17 protein-coding genes and 2 pseudogenes are annotated in these 18,821 nt (G+C 65.9%); 15 read left to right on the forward strand and 4 right to left on the reverse strand.

Annotated elements, in window-relative coordinates; translation table 11 throughout:
* Positions 1-104 precede the first annotated feature (104 nt).
* The 6 genes from amcA (ACIA3K_RS15105) to ACIA3K_RS15130 all read left to right on the forward strand — a co-directional run bounded on the left by amcA (ACIA3K_RS15105) (position 105) and on the right by ACIA3K_RS15130 (position 3,234).
* Positions 105-269, forward strand: coding sequence for a multiple cyclophane-containing RiPP AmcA (gene amcA, locus ACIA3K_RS15105; RefSeq protein WP_396801535.1), 165 nt, complete (start codon positions 105-107; stop codon positions 267-269).
* A complete protein-coding gene (locus tag ACIA3K_RS15110; protein WP_396801536.1) occupies positions 266-613 on the forward strand; it encodes a hypothetical protein in 348 nt (115 codons plus the stop codon). Before amcA (ACIA3K_RS15105) ends, ACIA3K_RS15110 begins: the two co-directional genes overlap by 4 nt.
* Complete coding sequence (amcB, locus tag ACIA3K_RS15115; RefSeq protein ID WP_396801538.1) at positions 610-1,746, forward strand: cyclophane-forming radical SAM peptide maturase AmcB; 1,137 nt, start codon at positions 610-612, stop codon at positions 1,744-1,746. The genes ACIA3K_RS15110 and amcB overlap by 4 nt, the downstream gene beginning before the upstream one ends.
* Positions 1,743-1,925 carry a multiple cyclophane-containing RiPP AmcA gene (gene amcA / locus ACIA3K_RS15120; RefSeq protein WP_396801539.1) on the forward strand — a complete coding sequence of 61 codons (183 nt, stop codon included), beginning with the start codon at positions 1,743-1,745 and terminating at the stop codon, positions 1,923-1,925. The genes amcB and amcA (ACIA3K_RS15120) overlap by 4 nt, the downstream gene beginning before the upstream one ends.
* A gap of 61 nt (positions 1,926-1,986) precedes the next feature.
* A complete protein-coding gene (locus ACIA3K_RS15125) occupies positions 1,987-2,649 on the forward strand; it encodes a pentapeptide repeat-containing protein (RefSeq protein WP_396801541.1) in 663 nt (220 codons plus the stop codon).
* Between the two features lie 15 nt (positions 2,650-2,664).
* On the forward strand, positions 2,665-3,234 hold the full coding sequence (locus ACIA3K_RS15130; protein ID WP_396801542.1) for a kinase: 570 nt from the start codon (positions 2,665-2,667) through the stop codon (positions 3,232-3,234).
* Positions 3,235-3,344: 110 nt separating this feature from the next.
* On the opposite strand, the gene ACIA3K_RS15135 is transcribed toward ACIA3K_RS15130, so the two are convergent.
* Positions 3,345-3,857, reverse strand: a complete 513-nt coding sequence (locus tag ACIA3K_RS15135) for an HAD domain-containing protein (protein WP_396801543.1) — start codon at positions 3,855-3,857, stop codon at positions 3,345-3,347.
* 486 nt (positions 3,858-4,343) lie between these two features.
* Here ACIA3K_RS15135 and ACIA3K_RS15140 point away from each other — a divergent pair, with 486 nt between their 5' ends.
* The 8 genes and pseudogenes from ACIA3K_RS15140 (at position 4,344) to ACIA3K_RS15175 (ending at position 16,069) form a co-directional block, all read left to right on the forward strand.
* Complete coding sequence (locus ACIA3K_RS15140) at positions 4,344-5,231, forward strand: replication-relaxation family protein (RefSeq protein WP_396801545.1); 888 nt, start codon at positions 4,344-4,346, stop codon at positions 5,229-5,231.
* 381 nt (positions 5,232-5,612) lie between these two features.
* A pseudogene (locus ACIA3K_RS15145) lies at positions 5,613-6,529 on the forward strand (DUF2637 domain-containing protein).
* A gap of 52 nt (positions 6,530-6,581) precedes the next feature.
* The gene (locus tag ACIA3K_RS15150) at positions 6,582-6,905 is read left to right on the forward strand and encodes a hypothetical protein (protein ID WP_396801547.1); all 324 of its coding nucleotides are present in this window, start codon (positions 6,582-6,584) and stop codon (positions 6,903-6,905) included.
* Positions 6,902-8,374, forward strand: a complete 1,473-nt coding sequence (locus ACIA3K_RS15155; RefSeq protein ID WP_396801548.1) for a tyrosine-type recombinase/integrase — start codon at positions 6,902-6,904, stop codon at positions 8,372-8,374. The genes ACIA3K_RS15150 and ACIA3K_RS15155 overlap by 4 nt, the downstream gene beginning before the upstream one ends.
* Before the next feature lie 313 nt (positions 8,375-8,687).
* Complete coding sequence (locus ACIA3K_RS15160; protein ID WP_396801753.1) at positions 8,688-11,099, forward strand: type I restriction-modification system subunit M; 2,412 nt, start codon at positions 8,688-8,690, stop codon at positions 11,097-11,099.
* Positions 11,099-12,280, forward strand: coding sequence for a restriction endonuclease subunit S (locus ACIA3K_RS15165; RefSeq protein ID WP_396801549.1), 1,182 nt, complete (start codon positions 11,099-11,101; stop codon positions 12,278-12,280). Before ACIA3K_RS15160 ends, ACIA3K_RS15165 begins: the two co-directional genes overlap by 1 nt.
* Positions 12,277-15,363 carry a type I restriction endonuclease subunit R gene (locus tag ACIA3K_RS15170; protein ID WP_396801551.1) on the forward strand — a complete coding sequence of 1,029 codons (3,087 nt, stop codon included), beginning with the start codon at positions 12,277-12,279 and terminating at the stop codon, positions 15,361-15,363. The genes ACIA3K_RS15165 and ACIA3K_RS15170 overlap by 4 nt, the downstream gene beginning before the upstream one ends.
* On the forward strand, positions 15,350-16,069 hold the full coding sequence (locus tag ACIA3K_RS15175) for a M48 family metallopeptidase (RefSeq protein WP_396801553.1): 720 nt from the start codon (positions 15,350-15,352) through the stop codon (positions 16,067-16,069). Before ACIA3K_RS15170 ends, ACIA3K_RS15175 begins: the two co-directional genes overlap by 14 nt.
* A gap of 206 nt (positions 16,070-16,275) precedes the next feature.
* Here the strand turns inward: ACIA3K_RS15175 and ACIA3K_RS15180 are convergent.
* From ACIA3K_RS15180 to ACIA3K_RS15190, 3 genes and pseudogenes are all read right to left on the reverse strand, one after another.
* Positions 16,276-16,533: pseudogene (locus ACIA3K_RS15180) on the reverse strand (leucine zipper domain-containing protein); the annotation flags it as partial.
* A gap of 221 nt (positions 16,534-16,754) precedes the next feature.
* Positions 16,755-17,054 (reverse strand): AzlD domain-containing protein, encoded by a 300-nt coding sequence (locus tag ACIA3K_RS15185; protein WP_396801555.1) that lies wholly within the window; start codon positions 17,052-17,054, stop codon positions 16,755-16,757.
* Positions 17,055-17,059: 5 nt separating this feature from the next.
* Positions 17,060-17,773 (reverse strand): AzlC family ABC transporter permease, encoded by a 714-nt coding sequence (locus ACIA3K_RS15190; protein WP_396801557.1) that lies wholly within the window; start codon positions 17,771-17,773, stop codon positions 17,060-17,062.
* 51 nt (positions 17,774-17,824) lie between these two features.
* Between ACIA3K_RS15190 and ACIA3K_RS15195 the strand changes: the two genes are divergently transcribed.
* Positions 17,825-18,433: a CGNR zinc finger domain-containing protein gene (locus ACIA3K_RS15195; RefSeq protein WP_396801558.1), complete on the forward strand. Its 609-nt coding sequence runs from the start codon at positions 17,825-17,827 to the stop codon at positions 18,431-18,433.
* Positions 18,434-18,821: the final 388 nt, after the last annotated feature.

Below are 18,821 nucleotides of genomic sequence, written 5' to 3' on the forward strand. Positions count from 1 at the left end.
TGGGTGGGTGATCGGCGGTCTGCTCCCAGCCGCCGTGGTGCGGCGGCGGGCTCGCCATTCCCCCGGCGAGCCCGCCGCTCATCGTCCCTGGTGGGGGTGGCGGCATGACGGTGTACGTCTCGCGTAACGCCATGGCCGGCCAGCCCCGACGCCCCAAGCCCAGGTGGACGGCCTCGCCGGGGCAGGTGTGGCCCGCTGACCCGCCGCTGCTCACCTTCGTGTGGCGTCGGCTGTTCGAGCAGCAAGCCCGCGAGGGCGGTCGCCGGTGACTGGCCAGCAGCGTCGTCTTTCGGTGAACCGGCTCGTGCCCGCCGAGGTGGAACATCTGCCGATGCGCCCGCTGTGGCTGTGTCGCCGATGCGGGCAGCCGTGGCCCTGCGGCGCGGCGAAGCTCTCCCTCCTGGCTGAGTATCGAGAAGTGCCGGTGAGCCTGTTCCTCTACCTGGCCGGCTGCCTGCATGACGCGATCGACGATTTGCACCGGCTCAACCCGAGTGTCACGGGGAGCGCTGCGGACATGTTCGACCGGTTCCTCGGCTGGCCGGCCCGGCATACCCATGCCTACCGCGTCAGTACCACCACGGCCGTCAGCATCGAGGAAGCCTCCTCGTGAACCGCATCGGTCTCATCAATGCCACCGGCCAGCCGGCGGTCGCCGGCAGTTTCCACACCCTGGTCGTGCAGCCGACGAGCTTCTGCAACCTCGACTGCACCTACTGCTACCTGCCCGACCGGAGATCCCGCCGCCTGATGAGCGGTGCGGTCGCGCGGGCCTGTGCCGAGTCGATCGCCCAGCAGAACAGCGGTCATCCGGTGAGTGTCGTGTGGCACGGGGGCGAACCCACCGCCACACCCATAGGGCTGTTCCGGGATCTGCTGGCCCCGTTCGAGGAGTTGCGGCGCGCGGGGCTGGTGCGTCACGAGATCCAGACGAACGCGACGCTGATCAACCGCCAGTGGTGCGAGCTGTTCACCGCCTACGGGTTCGAGGTCGGGGTCAGCATCGACGGACCGGGCGCGTTGAACCGGAACCGCCTCGACCGGGCCAGCAACCCGACGGACGCGCGAACCCTGCGCGGCATGCGGATCCTGGCCGAAGCGGGGCTTGGGTACTCGGTGATCTGTGTGGTCACCCCGGAAACCATCGACCACGCTGACGCCCTCGTCGACTTCTTCACCGGCCTGCCCGGCTGCGAGTCGGTCGGCTTCAACATCGAAGAGCAGGAGGGTGCTGACCGGGCATCGGTGTCGGAGGAAGCCGCGTACCGATTCTGGCAGCACCTCATCAAACGTCGCGTCGGCGGCAACCCGCTGCGGATCCGCGACGTGGACCGGCTGGCCGACTATCTCGCCGCCACCCGCGCCGGGCGCGTAAACCACGCCCCGTACGAGCCGATCCCGACCGTCTCTTGGGATGGGCAGATGGTGTTGCTGTCACCGGAACTGCTCGGCATCACCGAGCCGCGATACGGCGACTTCATCGCCGGCAACGTCCTCCATCAGCCCATCACCGCCATGCTCGCCCGCGCCGGCGACCTGGAATACGTCGCCGAGTTCGTCACGGCCCTCAACGACTGCGCCGACCTCTGCGCCTTCTACGACTTCTGCCGCGGCGCCCAGGCCGGCAACCGCTACTTCGAGCACGCGACGTTCACCGCCCGCGAGACCACCTACTGCCGAACCACCCGCCAGGCCCTCGTCCGTGCGGCTGCGGATCACCTCACCCCTCAAGGAGGAACCTCATGACCAACGCTCTCGCGACCCTCGTCAACGCCGCACCCGAGCAACTCGCCCGCCTCGGCGTTGACCCGCAGCGGTCGGTAGCGTCGATCGACGCGGCGAAGTTCGACAACCGCCCCACCTGGGATAACAAGGGTAAGTTCGACAGTCGACCCGGCTGGGACAACTGGAACAAGAAGAAGTAGCCCCCGCCAACGGGCGCGCGGGGTGGCCTGCCCACCACGCGCCCACACAGGTTGAGGACACATGCGCACCACCACGATCGGCGACGTGAAGGTCCTGCTGCCGGACCTCGAACCGGACGACCTCGACACCACGACGAACCTGGACGGCGGCCTCACCGAGGCCCTCGTCAACGGCGCGGCGTGGCGCGGCTCGCATCTTGAGGACGTCAGCATTCGCAGCAGCATGATCACCGGCGTGGACCTGAGTGAGAGCACCTGGGAGGCGGGCAGCCTCTTCGGCTGCGAGATCATCCGCACTGACTTCTCCGGCGCGACCCTGACCGGCATCACCATCGAACGGTGCGCGATTACCGGCTCCCGGTTCACCGGTACCAGGTTCACCGACGTACGCCTCAAGGACGTCCTGTTCGACGGCTGCCGCTTCGACTACGCCACCTTCCACCGCGTCGCCGCCGCCGGCTCGGTCGCCTTCTCCGAGTGCACTCTCACGAACGGCGCGTGGTCTTCCTGCCGGCTACCCCGCATCGCACTGCGGTCATGTGACCTCGCCGGTCTGGAACTGGACTCCTGTCAGCTCGACGGGACCGACCTGCGGGGCAGCCGCCTCCACGACCTCAAGACGCCGCTGGACAACCTGCGCGGCGTCACCGTCGACGAGGACCAGCTTCCTGACCTCACCCGGCTGACCGTCGCCGCCCTCGACCTCACCGTGCGCAACGAGTGAATCCGAGGAGGGATCGTGCTCGCTGAGCCCACCGGCAGCCCGGACACGATCCTCGTCTGTATCCGGGGCAACTCCGGCTCGGGCAAGAGCAGCATCGCCCGCGAGCTGCGACGCCGGCACGGCCGGGGCTCCGCCCTGGTCGAGCAGGACTACCTGCGCCGGATCGTGCTGCGCGAACGGGACAAGCCCGGCGGCGCGGCACCGGCGTTGATCGCGCAGACCGTCCGGTTCGCCCTCGACCACGGCTACCACGTGGTCTTGGAGGGCATCATGCACAGCAACCGCTACCGCAGCATGTTGACCGCCCTGCGGGACGACCACCGAGGGCGGTCCCTGTTCTGCTACCTCGACGTGTCCCTGCCCGAGACCCTGCGCCGGCACCTCACGCGCCCGCAGGTCAGTGAGTTCACCGCCGAGCACATGAGCGGCTGGTACGCCGCCCACGACGTCCTGGACTGGCCCGACGAGCTCGTCCTACCCGAGACCACCGGACTGAACGAGGCCGTCCAGGCCATCGCCGCTGTGGCTGGGCTACCCCAGACCGGACGCGACGACGACCTGCTACCGAACGTTCCGTCCCTGTAGAGCAGCTCAGCTGGCTACTGGGTATCGCCGTTCCGGCGCACCGTTCGCCAACATCAGTCCCGCGTGGCCAGCCCGTCAAGCACGGCGACTGCGACCGCGTGCAGCTCGCCCTACCATGCCCGCCTGAGCCAGCTCTCGATGACGGTGAAGTCGTGCTCGGTCAGCCCGCGACGTGGGTCGACCCGATGCAGCAGGGCCGGACCTGGGTGATGAGTCGACACCCACTGCTGATCGGCGTGGGAGATCTCGTCGTCGACCCAGACGCAGGGGCGTCCCTGCGCCCATTCGACCAGCCCACGGGTCTTCCAGTGCAGGGGTCCCACCTCGTCGGAGTCGGGCCAGTCCACGACGGGCAGCGGCGGCAGCCCGAGCAGGGGTGCGAGCACGTAGTTCGCGTCGCTCATCCAGGTCGTCGCCCACACAAGATCGCACGGCAGGGCCTCCAGTCGGCGGCCGTGTTCCGGATCGACCTTGTGCAGCAAGGGATGGGCGTCGGCCGGTAGGGCCGGTGCTACGGGGCGGCCATACGACTTGGCCGGCCCGGCCGCCGCGGGTGTGCCGAACGGGATGAGGGTGCCGTCCACGTCAAGGAACAGCAACGGACGCGGTGCAGGGGCGGACATGACCCAGAGGCTAGCCCCCACCCCGCCAACGGCGACCTCCGCGCGCTTGCCCCAAGGCCATTCTTTTCGCTGCTGATCCCGGCGGCGGGCAGTCCGGCGCCGCTGACCCCGACTGCGGCAGGGGCGGTGCCGGGATGCCTCTCACCGGCCTTTCCGCTTCGGCGGCGCTGCGGTGCCCCCTACGCCATCAGCACCACATCCACACCTCAACCAAGGAGTTCACGTGCTTTCGTCGACACCTTCAACAACTGCCGTAGGCATTGGCAGTAATGAGTTCCGGCTTGATCCCCGTTCGGGGGTCGGGCTTGGCGTCAGTGTTGACGTCAGTCTTCAGCCGGACCCCCGAACCGACCCCCTGTTTCCTCTCACACCGCAGGTCAGCCCGGTTGTCAGCGTCGTCGGCTTGTCCTGCGACAGACCCTGCCTGGTCTCGGGTCTCTCCCCCCTGGGGCTGGCATTCGGTACCCGGGAAAGAGGTGTTAGCCGGTGGATGATCCGGTCCTTCGGGTCCAGTCCCAGCTGACCGGCCGTGACCGTGTGCTGCTGGGCTGGTTGTACGACCACGGCGTGTTGACGTCGTTCCAACTCGCGAACGCCCTGTTCCCATCGTTGGACTTCTGCCAACGGCGGCTGCGGACCCTGTACCGGCTGCGTTTGGTGGCCCGGTTCCGGCCACAGCGGGCCGACGGCGGCTCGTACCCGTACCACTACGTCATCGACCAACTCGGCGCCGAGGTCGTCGCGGCCAGCCGCGACGAACGCCCACCCCGGCGGGACCACGCCCGGGTGGAGCGGCGGCGCTGGACCTCGACCCGCAGCCTCGCGCACCGCCTCGGGGTGAACGGCTTCTTCACCGACCTCGCCGGACACGCCCGCACCCACCCGGGCACCGGCCTGGTGCAGTGGCTGCCGGAGGCGGTGTGCCAGCGCGCCGGAACGTTCACCAGCCGAAAGGATCCGGGGCTGGTGCGGGCGTACCAGCCGCGGGTCCGCCCGGACGGCTACGGCCGGTGGCTCGACGGCGGAGCCGAGGTGCCGTTCTTCGTCGAGTACGACACCGGCGCCGAGCAGCTGTCCATCCTGACCGGCAAAGTAGACGGCTATCAGGAACTGTTCGGCGCGCTCGGGCGGATGTGGCCGGTGCTGTTCTGGCTGCCCTCGGCCGCCCGGGAGCGCAACCTGCTCCGGGTGCTGGCCGACCTGCCGCTGATGGTGCCGGTTGCCACCGGGGCCCGTGATCACGCCGCGACGGCCGGCCTGGGCCCAGCGGACGCGGTGTGGGCCGTAAACGGTGGCGAAGGGCAGCGGCTGCGGCTGGCTGATCTGGCCGGTTACGTCGTTGACGTCTCCAGCCGGGCGGGTGAGGCCGCGTGATTGGCGACGACACGATGGCGGCGGACAGTACCTCCGCCGCGGATCGCACAGCAACGGCCGGCGTCTGTCACGGACCTGTCGTGACCAGCTCGGCCGGCGCTGACAGATCTGTGCGAGCACCGAACGTCCGCTCGCACAGCCGCAGGACCGCATCCCGGTCCCGCGTCTGCGGCGGGCGGTCCGCAGCCGGCGTGCGGTCCCCGTCTCGATGGTTGTCTGACGCCGGGCCGGTCCGCCATCCGATCCGGCCTCTTGTGACAGGCGGACGGGTCGTTGTTCCGGTCCGGGTCGAGGAGGTGATGGGCCACGACGGCACCGGCCACTGACCCGAACGCAGGGCTGCGGGGTAGCCGCGTTGAGGGCGTCGTCCAGGTCGTCATCATGCTGGCCATTGGCGGCGCAGCCGGAGCGGCCAGCTTCACCCACGTGCACAACGTCGCCGCTGCGCACGGCCAACCCGGCTGGCTGGCTTGGGCCGATGCGATCGTGCTGGAGCTGATGTCCATCGCCTCCGGCCTGGAACTGCGCCGCCGCAAACGCGCTCACACCTCCACGGTGTTCCCCGCGACTGTGCTGGCGTGTGCGGTCACCCTGTCCCTGGCAGCGCAGGTCGTCGAGGCCGAACCCTCGGTCATCGGGTGGATCACCGCCGCCGTACCCGCGCTCGGTTTCCTCGTCATGGTCAAGATCGCCCTTGGCCGGACCAGTACCGCCACGCCCGCCCCTGCCCTGGCGGTTGTGGACTGCCGACCGGATGAGGCCGGATGGACCCGTCCGGACAGCGGACCGGACGAGACCGTGCGGTCCGCCGTCACGGCGGGGGAGCGGTCCAGCAACCGGACCGTCCGCTCACCGGATGCCCGTCGTCACGGGGGCGGACGGGAACGGCGGCGGCGAGCGGACCGGGGACCGTCCCCGCAGCCGTCCCGCGCGGTGGCCGAGCTGCTGCCAGCGGCGCGAAAGGTCCGGGACCGGCTCGCCGCAGACGGCCAGGCACTGACCCGGGCAGCGCTCGCCGAAGCCCTCCGCGCAGCCGGTCACATCGTGTCTAACACCCGAGTATCCGAACTCCTCAAGGCCCTCAAGATCGAGTCGTCGGCACCGCCCGGACTGATCGTGAGCCCCGTCATGCCGACCGACCCGACGTCACCGCCTCTGTCGCCGGAGTGGCGCGGTGGTGGCGGAGCAGCCACCCCTGCGCCGGTCGACCCCGACAGGGCTACCTCGCTCCTACCTCACAACCATCCATCTCATAACCAGGAGAGCCTGATCATGAACAGCCCAACGAACCCCGCTGACCAGACAACCCGCACCACGACCAACAACACGACCGCGCCCAGCGTCGGGCAGGTGTGGACGATCGAGCGTGTCCGTGCTCTCGGCGTGACCACCAGCCTCGCCACCACTGCGTCGGTGCTCGGGATCAGCCGATCCCAGGCCTACCGGCTCGCCGCCACCGACCAGTTCCCCATACCGCTGATCCGGGCCGGCAGCCGCATCATCGTCCCGGTCGCCGCCCTGCTCCACCTCCTCCAACCCGACCCCGCTGCGACCGGCGGTGGGCGACTTGAAACCGATGCGAAGGTGAGCGTGGATGCGATGACCCCGCCACCAGCGGATTCCACCCGACACCGCTGGCGGCACCATATGGAGCATCCAGGAGACGATGAGTGAAGGGGTCCACCTTCAAACGCTGCGGCTGCCGCGACAGCGTCACGGGCCGGCGACTGGGACGCTCCTGTCCCCAGCTTCGCCGGCTCGGCGGCGGCTGGTCCCGCACCCACGGCCACTGGCACTGGCAAATCGAAATCCCCTCCCGCGCCGACGGCACCCGCCGCCCACTCCGACACGGCCCCTACACCACCCAAGCCGACGCCGACGTCGTCCTGGACCGCATCCGGGCCGCGCTCGCCGTCCCCGACCCCACCGACCCGCACACCACCATCAAGACCGGCGACCTGATCGAAACCGCCGTCAAGACCGGCGCGCCCATCCCCACCCCGGCCCAGGTCCGGCGGGCGCTGCACCTGGACATCACCCCCACCGAACTGCCCACCATGCAGGCGTACCTGACCGACTGGCTCGCCGGACGCAAGAACATCAAGACCGGCACCCTGCGCTCCTACGAAGGCCACATCCGGCTATACCTGATCCCGTACCTCGGCCACCTACGCATCGACCGGCTCCGCCCCGGCCACATCGACGCCATGTACGACGCCATCGCCGAACGCAACACCACCATCGCCACCCTGCGCGTCAGCCGCGACCCCGGCAAACGTGACCAGGTCAAGAACCAGCGCATCGTCGGCCCCAGAACCCTGCACCTCATCCACGCCACCCTGCGCAAAGCCCTCAACGACGCGATGCGCCGCCACCGCTACATCGACACCAACCCCGCCCTCATGGTCGAACTCCCCACAACCCGACCACCCAAGCCCACCATCTGGACCGACCAACGCATCCGCACCTGGCGCGACACCGGCACAACCCCCAGCCCCGTCATGATCTGGACCCCCGAACACACCGGCAGATTCCTCGACCACACCCACGACGCCAACGACCGGCTCTACGCCCTCTACCACCTCATCACCTTCACCGGCCTACGCCGCGGCGAAGCCTGCGGCCTGCACTGGGACGACCTCGACCTCGACGCCGCCACCCTCACCGTCCGCTGGCAACTCGTCCAACACGGCTGGACCACGGCCATCGACAAACCCAAAACCACCGACAGCGAAGCCGCGATCGCCCTCGACACCGAAACCGTCGCGGTGCTGCGCGCCCATCGCACCCGGCAACACCGGGAGCGCCTCGCGGCCGGTGCGGCCTGGACCACCACCGGGCTCGTGTTCACCACCCCGACTGGCGGTCGGCTGCACCCTGCGGACGTCACCGACCACTTCCACCACCTCGCCACGCAAGCCGGTCTCCCGCCCATCCGACTCCATGACCTCCGCCACGGCGCCGCGACCATGGGCCTCGCCGCCGGCGTCCAGATGAAATTCATCTCCAACCGACTCCGCCACTCCAGCCCACACTTCACCGCCAGGTTCTACGGCGACGTCCTACCCGAGCTATCCCACGCCGCCGCCGAGGCAACCGCCGCCGTCGTCCCTCGGCGCCGGGGCGCGACAAAGCCGGCATAGTCCGCGGGCCGCTCACACGTCGCCAGCAGCGTTGCGTCAGCCTGCAGCGCCGCCTGCTGGCCATATTCCGGAGCCGAGCGAACGGAATCGGACTGGCCCGCGTCGGGATGGGCCCCGTCAGTGCCCGACGCTATCGTTAGGGCACGCAGTTCAGGCGTTGCTCACTGTGACGAATTTGTCGCTCAGCGGCATGTGAAGGATGGACGCCTCGGCATGGACAAGTCGCACTTTCGCCCCCTCGCGGCTCCCGGGCAGGCACTGCTCTCGACTTGGACAAGGGGGTGACGTGACGTTGGCTCTCAAGAAGTCGGACCTGTATAGCTCACTCTGGCGAAGCTGCGACGAGCTCCGCGGCGGCATGGACGCCAGTCAGTACAAGGACTACATCCTCACGCTGCTGTTTGTGAAGTACGTTACGGACAAGGCCAAGTCTGACCGAAGTTCGCTGATCGAGGTCCCAGCAGGCGGGTCGTTCGATGACATGGTCGCCCTCAAGGGCGACAAGGAGATCGGCGACAAGATCAACAAGATCATCGGCAGGCTCGCCGAGGCCAACGGGCTCGAGAAGGTCATCGACCTGGCCGACTTCAACGACGAGGAGAAGCTCGGCAAGGGCAAGGAGATGCAGGATCGCCTCTCCAAGCTGGTAACGATCTTCGCTGACCTGGACTTCCGAGGGAGCCGCGCCGAGGGCGACGACCTGCTCGGCGACGCCTACGAGTACCTGATGCGGCACTTCGCCACGGAGTCGGGCAAGTCGAAGGGACAGTTCTACACCCCGGCCGAGGTCTCGCGCGTACTTGCCAAAGTCGTCGGTATTGGACCGGGCACCCGGCAGGACCACACGGTTTACGACCCCACGTGTGGGTCGGGCTCGTTGCTCCTCAAGGTTGCTGATGAGGCCCCGCGCGGCCTCACCATCTACGGCCAAGAGAAGGACAACGCTACCTGGGCGCTGGCCCAGATGAACATGATCCTCCACGGCTACGAGGACCGCGACATCCGCAAGGGTGACACGATTACCAGCCCACAGTTCACCCAGGGTGCGCAACTACGGACCTTCGACTTCGCGGTAGCCAATCCGCCGTTCTCGATCAAGTCGTGGAGCAACGGCCTGGAGAACGAGTACGTTCGCTTCGAACTTGGCCGGCCGCCGGAGAAGAACGGTGACTACGCCTTCCTGCTGCACATTCTCAAGTCTCTCAAGAGCAACGGCAAGGCCGCAGTCATCCTGCCGCACGGTGTGCTCTTCCGCGGTAACGCTGAGGCCGGCATCCGCAAGGAACTGCTGCGCCGTGGCTACATCAAGGGCATCATCGGTCTGCCCGCCAATCTCTTCTATGGCACAGGCATCCCGGCCTGCATAGTCGTCCTCGACAAGGAAAACGCACAGGCACGGACCGGCGTTTTCATGATCGACGCCTCCAAAGGCTTCATCAAGGACGGCAACAAGAACCGCCTCCGAAGCCAGGACATTCATAAGATCGTCGATGTCTTCAACAGGCAGATTGAGATCGAGCGCTACTCGCGCATGGTGCCGCTCCACGAGATCGCCGACCCGAAGAACGACTACAACCTCAACATCCCGCGCTACATCGATTCCTCGGAACCGGAGGACATCCAAGACCTCGACGCCCACCTGCATGGCGGTATCCCGGACCGCGATCTGGACGCGCTCGGCGGCTACTGGGACGCTTTCCCGAGCCTTCGTACCACGCTCTTCAAGCCAAACCGCTCCGGCTACAGCGATCTTGCGGTCGGCGTGACCGAGGTGCCGCAGACGATTCTGGACTCCGACGAGTTCCAGAAGTTCGCTACTGATGTGCACGGCCGGGTTGACGACTGGTTCGCCGCCCACCGGCCAATCCTGCAAGCGATCGACGCCAACACCGTCCCAAAGGACCTGATCGCCCACATCAGCGACGATCTACTGGCCCGGTTCAAGGACACCCCGCTGCTCGACGAGTACGACGTCTACGAGCAGCTCATGACCTACTGGCACGGCGACATGCACGACGATGTCTTCCTCATCATGAACGACGGATGGCTCGACGCGGCGAAGCCTCGCAAGACCATCGAAGACAAGGAGCGCAAGCTCTCCGAGACGCCGGACCTTGTTGTCGGGTCGGGCCGCGGTGCCACAAAGTACAAGATGGACCTTATCCCACCTGCCCTCGTCGTCGCTCGCTACTTTGCGGACAAGCAGGCCGAGATCGACTTGCTGAATGTGGCGGCCGAGGAAGCCGGCCGCGCCGTCGAGGAGTACATCGAGGAGCATGCCGTTGAAGACGGCCTGCTTGCGGAGGCTATGGATGACGACAAGATCTCCAAGGCCCTTGCTTCGACACGTCTCAAGGTGGCCCGGCACGAAAGGGCTGACCCGGAAGAGATCAAGGCTTTGCAGCACCTGATCAAGCTGTACAACGACGAAGCCATCGCCAAGAAGGCTGCCAAGGATGCCCAGGCCGCGCTTGATCTCGCGACCCTCATGAGGTACGGCGATCTCACGTTGCCGGAGATCAAGCAGCTTGTGCTCGATGACAAGTGGCACGCAACGGTCACCAGTCGCGTGGTGTCCGAGGCCGAGTCGCTGACGCTCGCTCTCGTGCGCCGAATCAAGGAGTTGGGCGAGCGCTACACGGAGACGGTCGCGCACTTGAACGCATCGCTTGCGGACATTGAGGCAAGGATCGCGGGACACCTCGCTGCGATGGGGGTTCAGTGATGAATGCCCAAACAGCTACGATTCCGCAGGACTGGCAAGTTAAGACGTTGGCTGAGCTCGGCGGTCAGGTCACTAGCGGGTCGCGAGGCTGGGCAGCGTACTACGCCGATCATGGCAGCCTGTTCGTGCGCATCACGAACCTCGATCGAAGCAACATTCACCTTGATCTGACCAATATGCGCTTTGTCCAAATCGATCTGAACGACGCCGAGGCGCGGCGCACACGACTCGCAACTGGCGATCTCCTTGTCTCGATCACGGCTGACATCGGGATCGTAGGGTACGTCGACGATCAAGTTCCTCAGCCTGCATATATAAATCAGCACATTGCGCGGATACGCCTCGATCCCCGGCTTGTGGATAGCCGTTTCGTTGCCTACTACCTGGCGAGTTGGGAATCGCAGCGCCGTTTCGTCGGATCGACGGATACTGGTGCCAAGGCTGGGGTGAATCTCGCCACTGTGGCCGCGTTGTCGACTCTAGTGCCGCCGTTGGCGGAGCAATCGCGAATTGCGAAAACTCTAGCGGATGCCGACGCCCACATCGCCGCGCTAGAGCGGATGATTGCCAAGAAACAGGCGATCAAGCAAAGTGTGATGCAGCAGCTGCTGACCGGCAGGACCCGCCTTCCCGGGTTCCAGGCGGAGTGGGCGACAGCGCCGCTCAAGGAGTTCCTGCCGTTGCAGCGTGGCTTTGACCTGCCCACCACGCAGGTTCGACCTGGGCCATACCCAGTTGTGTACTCGAACGGTGTTGCGCGGCACCACGCGAAAGCGATGGTAAGTGGCCCCGGAGTCGTGACAGGGCGCTCAGGAACCATCGGAAAGGTGCATTACGTCGAGCAGGATTATTGGCCACACAATACGTCATTGTGGGTAACGAGCTTTACCAGGGTCGAGGCACTGTTCGCCTATTACTTTCTCAGTTACCTTGGGCTGAAGCGCTTCGCGAGTGGATCGGGAGTGCCCACCTTTAACAGGAACGACGCCCACTCCTTCCCTGTAAGTCTTCCGATGGACCGTGGCGAGCAGGCAGCGATCGCCGACGTTCTGAGGGGCGCCGACACAGAACTATCGGCTTTAACCAAGCGGCTCGCCAAAGCACGCGAACTCAAGCAAGGCATGATGCAGCAGCTCCTGACTGGCCGCACCCGCCTTCCGGCCAAGGAGAGTGCGGCATGAGTAATGTCGGGCAACCAGAGCGGAAAACTCAAGATCGCGTCGTTGGACTATTCCGAAACCTGTTGGGATACGAATATCTCGGAAATTGGGAATACCGTGAGGGAAACTCCAACGTTGAAGAGGAGTTGCTCGCACAGAACCTCCGTGCCCGCGGCTACAGCCACAACATGATCAACAAGGCGGTCGACAGGCTGAAGAGCGACGCTTCGCTCGGTGGCGGCCGTGACCTGTACGAGGCGAACCGCGACGTCTACGGTCTGCTGCGCTACGGAGTGAAGGTTAAGCCCGGTGTGGGCGAGCAGACGGAGACGGTGTGGCTCATCGACTGGGCACGCCCGGAGGCCAACCACTTCGCCTTGGCTGAGGAAGTGACGGTGCTGGGCCAACACACCAAGCGCCCAGACATCGTGCTGTACGTGAACGGCATCGCGCTGGGGACGATCGAGCTGAAGCGCTCGAAGGTGGCCGTCTCCGAGGGTATCCGCCAGAGCTACGGGAACCAGCGTCCCAAGTTCATCCGGTCGTTCTTCACGACGGTGCAGCTCGTGATGGCTGGCAACGATGTGGAGGGACTGCGCTACAGCGTCATCGACACGCCGGAGAAATACTGGCTGGCGTGGCGCGAGCCGTCTGACATCGCCGACCCGCTCGATCGTTCCCTGACCCAGCTCTGCTCGAAAGAGCGTCTGCTCGAGCTGGTCCACGACTTCATGGTCTTCGATGCGGGCCAGAAGAAGACGTGCCGGCACAACCAGTACTTCGGCGTCAAGGCGGCCCAGGAGCGCATCGCCAAGCGCGAGGGCGGCATCGTCTGGCACACGCAGGGGTCCGGCAAGTCCCTGACTATGGTGTGGCTGGCCAAGTGGATTCGCGAGAACCAGCCGGATGGGCGCGTGCTGCTCATCACCGACCGCACCGAGCTGGACGAGCAGATCGAGAAGGTCTTCCTCGGGGTCAACGAGTCGATCTACCGCACCAAGAGCGGTGCCGACATGCTGGCTACCCTCAACACGAGCGAGGAGTGGCTCGTCTGCTCGCTGGTCCACAAGTTCCGCGGATCGGAGGACGAGTCGGGCCGCGACCAGGCCGAGAGCGGGTTCATCCGCGAGTTGAATGCGACCGTCCCCAAGGACTTCCGCGCCAAGGGCAACCTCTTTGTCTTCGTCGACGAGGCTCACCGCACCCAGTCGGGCAAGATGCACGACGCAATGAAGGCGCTCATGCCGGGTGCCATGTTCATCGGCTTCACCGGCACGCCGCTGCTCAAGGCCGACAAGGCCACCACGATCGAAAAGTTCGGCAGCTTCATCCACACCTACAAGTTCGATGAGGGTGTGGCCGACGGCGTTGTGCTCGACCTGCGCTACGAGGCGCGCAACATCGACCAGGAGTTGACCTCACCCGAGAAGGTTGACAAGTGGTTCGACGCTAAGACCAAGGGCATGACGGACCTGTCCCGCGCTGAGCTCAAGAAGCGCTGGGGCACCATGCAGAAGGTTGTCAGCTCGGAGCCGCGTGCCCGGCAGATCGTCAACGACATCCTGCTCGATATGGAGATCAAGCCGCGTCTGTCGGATGGCCGCGGCAACGCGATTCTGGTCAGTTCGAGCATCTATCAGGCGTGTAAGTTCTACGAGCTGTTCACGCAGGCCGGGTTCAAGGGCAAGTGCGCCATCGTCACGTCGTACGCGCCGCAGGCTGGCGATATCGCCAAGGAAGACTCCGGCCATGGCGCCACCGAGCGACTGCGCCAGTACGAGATCTATCGGCAGATGCTCGCCGACCACTTTAACGAGCCTGCCGACAAGGCGATGGCCAAGGTCGAGCAGTTCGAGAAGGACGTCAAGGACCGCTTTATCAACCATCCCGGTCAGATGCGCCTGCTCATCGTCGTCGACAAGCTCCTGACCGGCTTCGACGCCCCAAGCGCTACCTACCTGTATATCGACAAGAAGATGCAGGATCACGGGCTGTTCCAAGCCATCTGCCGAGTCAACCGCCTCGACGGCGATGACAAGGACTACGGCTACATCGTCGACTATCGGGACCTGTTCAACTCGCTTGAGTGCGCGATCACCGACTACACCGGGGGCGCTCTGGAAGGTTACGAGAAGAAGGACATCGAGGGCCTGCTGTCCGACCGGATCGAGAAGGCCCGCGAAGACCTCGACGAAGCTTTGGAGAAGATCCGGGCGCTGTGTGAGCCGGTCGAGCCGCCGAAGAACACCTTGCAGTATCAGCAGTACTTCTGTGCCCGCGAGCAGGGCAACGCCGAGCAGCTTAAGGCCAACGAGTCCAAGCGTGTGGCGCTGTATAAGGCTGTGGCGGCCGTGACTCGCGCGTACGGCAACGTCGCCAACGAGATGAACGCCGCTGGCTACAGCGATGCCGAAGCCGCAGCGATCAAGGACGAGATCACCCACTATGCCAACGTGCGAGACGAGGTCAAGCTGGGCGCCGGCGAGAACGTCGACTTCAAGCAGTACGAGGCTGGCATGCGCCACCTGCTTGACACCTATATCAACGCAAAACCCTCCGAGGTGGTGTCCGACTTCCAGGACACCGGGCTTATTCAGCTGATTGTGCAGATGGGTGCCGGTGCGCTCGACAGGCTTCCCGCAGGAATCAAGAAGGACCGTGAAGCGGTAGCAGAGACGATCACCAACAACATGCGCAAGGTGATCATCGACGAGCGCGCAATGAACCCTAAATACTACGACAAAATGTCGGAACTGCTCGACGCCATCCTCGAAGAGCGGCGTCAGGGAGCACTGAACTATAAGGACTACCTCGCGAAGCTCCTGGAGCACGCGACCAAGCTCGGCAAGGGCGAGTCCGACACCGAATACCCGGAGTGGGCCAATAACGGTGCTCGCCGAGCCTTGATCGACTTCTTCTGGCCGTCAACCGAGATCGCTGTCGAGATCGACACGACGATCCGGCACACCAAGCCGGACTCGTGGGTGGGCAACCCGATCAAGGAAAAGAAGGTCAAGCGCGCAATCGCTCGGGCGCTGCCGGATGACTTTGACCGGCTTGATGAACTGTTTGGGCTGGTACGGGCACGCCATGAGTACCGCTAGCGCCCACCTGACGGTCCTTGGCATCGACGTCGATGTCATTTACAAGGACATCAAGAACCTGCACATCGGCGTCTATCCACCACTCGGGCGGGTCCGGGTCGCAGCTCCACACAGGCTTGACGACGAGCACGTTCGATTGGCCGTGATTCAGCGGTTGCCGTGGATCAAACACCGGCGTGAGCAGCTTCGCTCGGCCGCGCGCCAGTCCGAGCGAGAGATGGTCACAGGCGAGTCCCACTATGTTTGGGGCGTTCGCCGCCGAATGAAGGTCTTAAAGCGCCCAGGGCGGGCGCACTTCGAGGTAGACGGCGAACGGCTGTTGCTGTACGTCCCGGAAAGCACCACAGTTGAACGACGACGTGAGTTGCTCGATGGGTGGTATCGGGAGCAGCTACGACAAGCGATTCCAAACCTCATTGCCAAGTGGGAACCGATCCTGGAAGTATCGGTGCCGCGATGGACAATCAGGCGCATGAAGACCAAGTGGGGGTCATGCAGCCGGGAGAGCGGGCACATTTGGTTCAACGTCGAGCTTGCCAAGAAGCACCCAGACTGCTTGGCCTACGTCGTCGTCCATGAGATGACGCATCACCTTGAACGCAACCACGGCCCGCGCTTCACCAAGCTCATGGACCGGTTCATGCCCAACTGGCGGAGTCTTCGCGACCAGCTAAACGATGCTCCTCTAGCCGAGGAGACCTGGTGAGATAGGCGGACTCACGCTGGATCGGGTGCTCGACGGGTGCTCTGCCGCCGATGGATTAGTTCGCCCTCGATGGATTTTTGCGGCATGTTTGTGCGGTGCAACCTAGCGAAACCGCCCCACCGTGGACTGGTAGGACGTCCGGGGACAGGAGAGCAGCGATTGACGCCGGCTCTCAATCCGCGGGATCGGGGTTCGAGTCCCTGGCGGCGCTGCTTGAAGCGCAGGTGCACGACCTTGCGGACCAAGGGCTGCGGTGTGCGGGTCGGGCTATGGTGCGGGCGTGACGAGCGGTCCTGCATACCGTCAGCGCCCTGCTCGCGGTAGCGATCTGCCCAACGCTTCGCGGTGCGCCACGACACGTCGTAACGTCGCGCCGCCGCAGCGACCGACCAACGCTCGTCCACGACCAAACGCGCCAGACGCAGACGTGCACGTGGGGTCAGAGCAGCATTACGGTGGAGCACGAAGGCCTCCTGGTTGCCGGAGCGGTTCCTAGACAGCTCCACTCCACAACCGGAGGCCTTCACCTACCTACGACATCAGATCGTGTCATCACACAATCTCGACCAACCTCCCCGAACAGCACACCTAGGTGCTGGTCGGGGCCGGATCCGTGTCCGGTGTGGGCGGGTCGCTGTTTCGCTGGGTACGCCGACCGCGTCGCCCTGCCCGGTCGGCCGTGGCTTCAGGTCACGACGCGCAGGGCGGAGGTGCCGGCGACCGCCGCGACGATGCACACCAGATGCGGTCGGCCGGAGATGCGCAGCGCGACCGCCAGGCCGAGTCCCGGCAGCAGCGTCCAGTCGAAGGCCTGCCAGTACTGTCCGAGCAGGTCGATCACGAGCAGGCCGGCCAACAGGGCGGCCGGCATGGCGTCGACGGCGGTCTGGACCGGGGCGGGGAACAGGCGGTCTCCCAGTACCGCCGGCCCGATCGCCTTGAAGCTGATGTTGATTGCGGCCAGGGCGACGATCGCGACGATCATGGTAGTCATGCGATCTGCTCCGCAGCCGTGCTGCGGGGCGTACCCGCAGCGTTTCGTTGCCCGAGGAGGGCGAGCAGCACGGCGGTGGCCGCCAGCAGCAGCGCCACGCCGACCGGCAGGAACCGGGCGGCGGTACCGGCGACGGCCGCCGCTGCCAGGGTGACCGGCACCAGGCGGGGCCGGGCGGTGAGCGAGTCGACCAGCAGGACGACGAAGAAGCCGGGAAACACGATGTCGATCCCCCAGGCACGGATCAGCGACGTGTCCGGGACGGCCAGGGTGCCGATGGCGGTGCCGCAGACCCAGGCCGGCCACTGCACCAGGGTGGCGCCGATGAGTACCCGCCGGTCGAACCCGCCGTCGGGTCGCTGGGCGGCGGCCCAGGAGCCGTCGACGACGGCCTGCCCTTCGACGGCCCGCCGCCATCGGCCGCCGCGCAGGTGCCGGGCGGTCGCCGCCGCCATGGGTACGAACCGGAGGTTGATCAGTGCGGCGGAGGTCAACGCGGCGGGCAGCCCACCGCCGGCGAGCGCCGTCACCAGGGCGAACTGCGCCGAGCCCGAAAAGACCAGCAGCGACAGGGCGATCGTCAGGGCCACCGGCCAGCCGTGTGTGACGGCGTACGCGCCGAAGCTCACGGCCAGCAGGAACGAACCGGCCGCCAGGCCGGCACCAACTCTCCACCCGGCTCGCCAGCCGCCCTTGATGGAAGGCGTCATGGTCGGACCATACATGCTCTAAAGCTATTTAGCTCATGTAGAGTCGTGGTCATGGCGGAAGCGGGGGCATACGTTTGGAGCCGGATCGGCGGCCACCTCGCGCTGGACCTGTGCAACACGATGTCCTGGCGCCTCGACGCCGCCCGGAAAATCGACCGGCTCGCCGATCAGGCCGACCTGGTGAACTGGTTCGCCGCCCTGGTAGGCGAGGCCGATCGGGGTCGGCTGATGGGCGACCTGGTCGACCGGCCCACGGAGGCCGTCCGGGCGCTGGAAGCGGTTCGGCGACTGCGCGACACGGCGATCCGAGTGGTGGACGCCCAGGTCGACGGCGAGACCGTCGACCCCGACGACGTCACCACGATCACGACCGGGTGGCGGCGTGCGCTCGGCGTCGCGACGTTTCCGGCCCGGCTACCGTTGGCACCGGCGGTCGACCCGACGACAGTACCGGCGCTCGTGCCCTACCTGGCGCTGTCGGTCGTCGACCTGGTAAGCCACTCGGACCTGTCCAGGTTGCGTCGGTGCGACGGCGAGGGCTGTGGCTGGCTGTTTCTCGACAGCACCCGCAACCGCAGCCGACGCTGGTGCGACCCGCTGGACTGCGGCAACCGCGCCCGTGTGCGCAACTACGTGCAGCGCCATCGGCGTACCGGCTGAACGCCCGCAGCCGCCGCGTCGGGCCCCGCCGATGCCCGGACGACGGCTCACCGCGTTTGCTACGGCGATCTGCTGGCAGAGAAGACAATGCGTGATGTCCCGGCCACCGGCCATGCTGGTCACGCCAACAGCAACCCCGCGATAAGTCTTCAGACCATGCCCCAGTTGCTGCCTACACTCGGCCGGTGATGAAGGGGCGCTTCGTTGACAACGGGCGGCGGCTGGCCGCGTTCTCCGGTGAGTTCATCGTCCGGTGCCCACAGTGTGGAGCGGCAACGAAGGTCCTGCGGGAGTGGGATGGAATCGGGCGTACCTGGGGGCCGGCGACACTCGCCTGCGTGACCTGTGGGTTCTCCCGCCGACAAGACAAGCCCGTCGGCTGTGAATG

The organism is Micromonospora sp. NPDC051543 (genome assembly GCF_044454415.1).
Lineage (GTDB): Bacteria > Actinomycetota > Actinomycetes > Mycobacteriales > Micromonosporaceae > Micromonospora.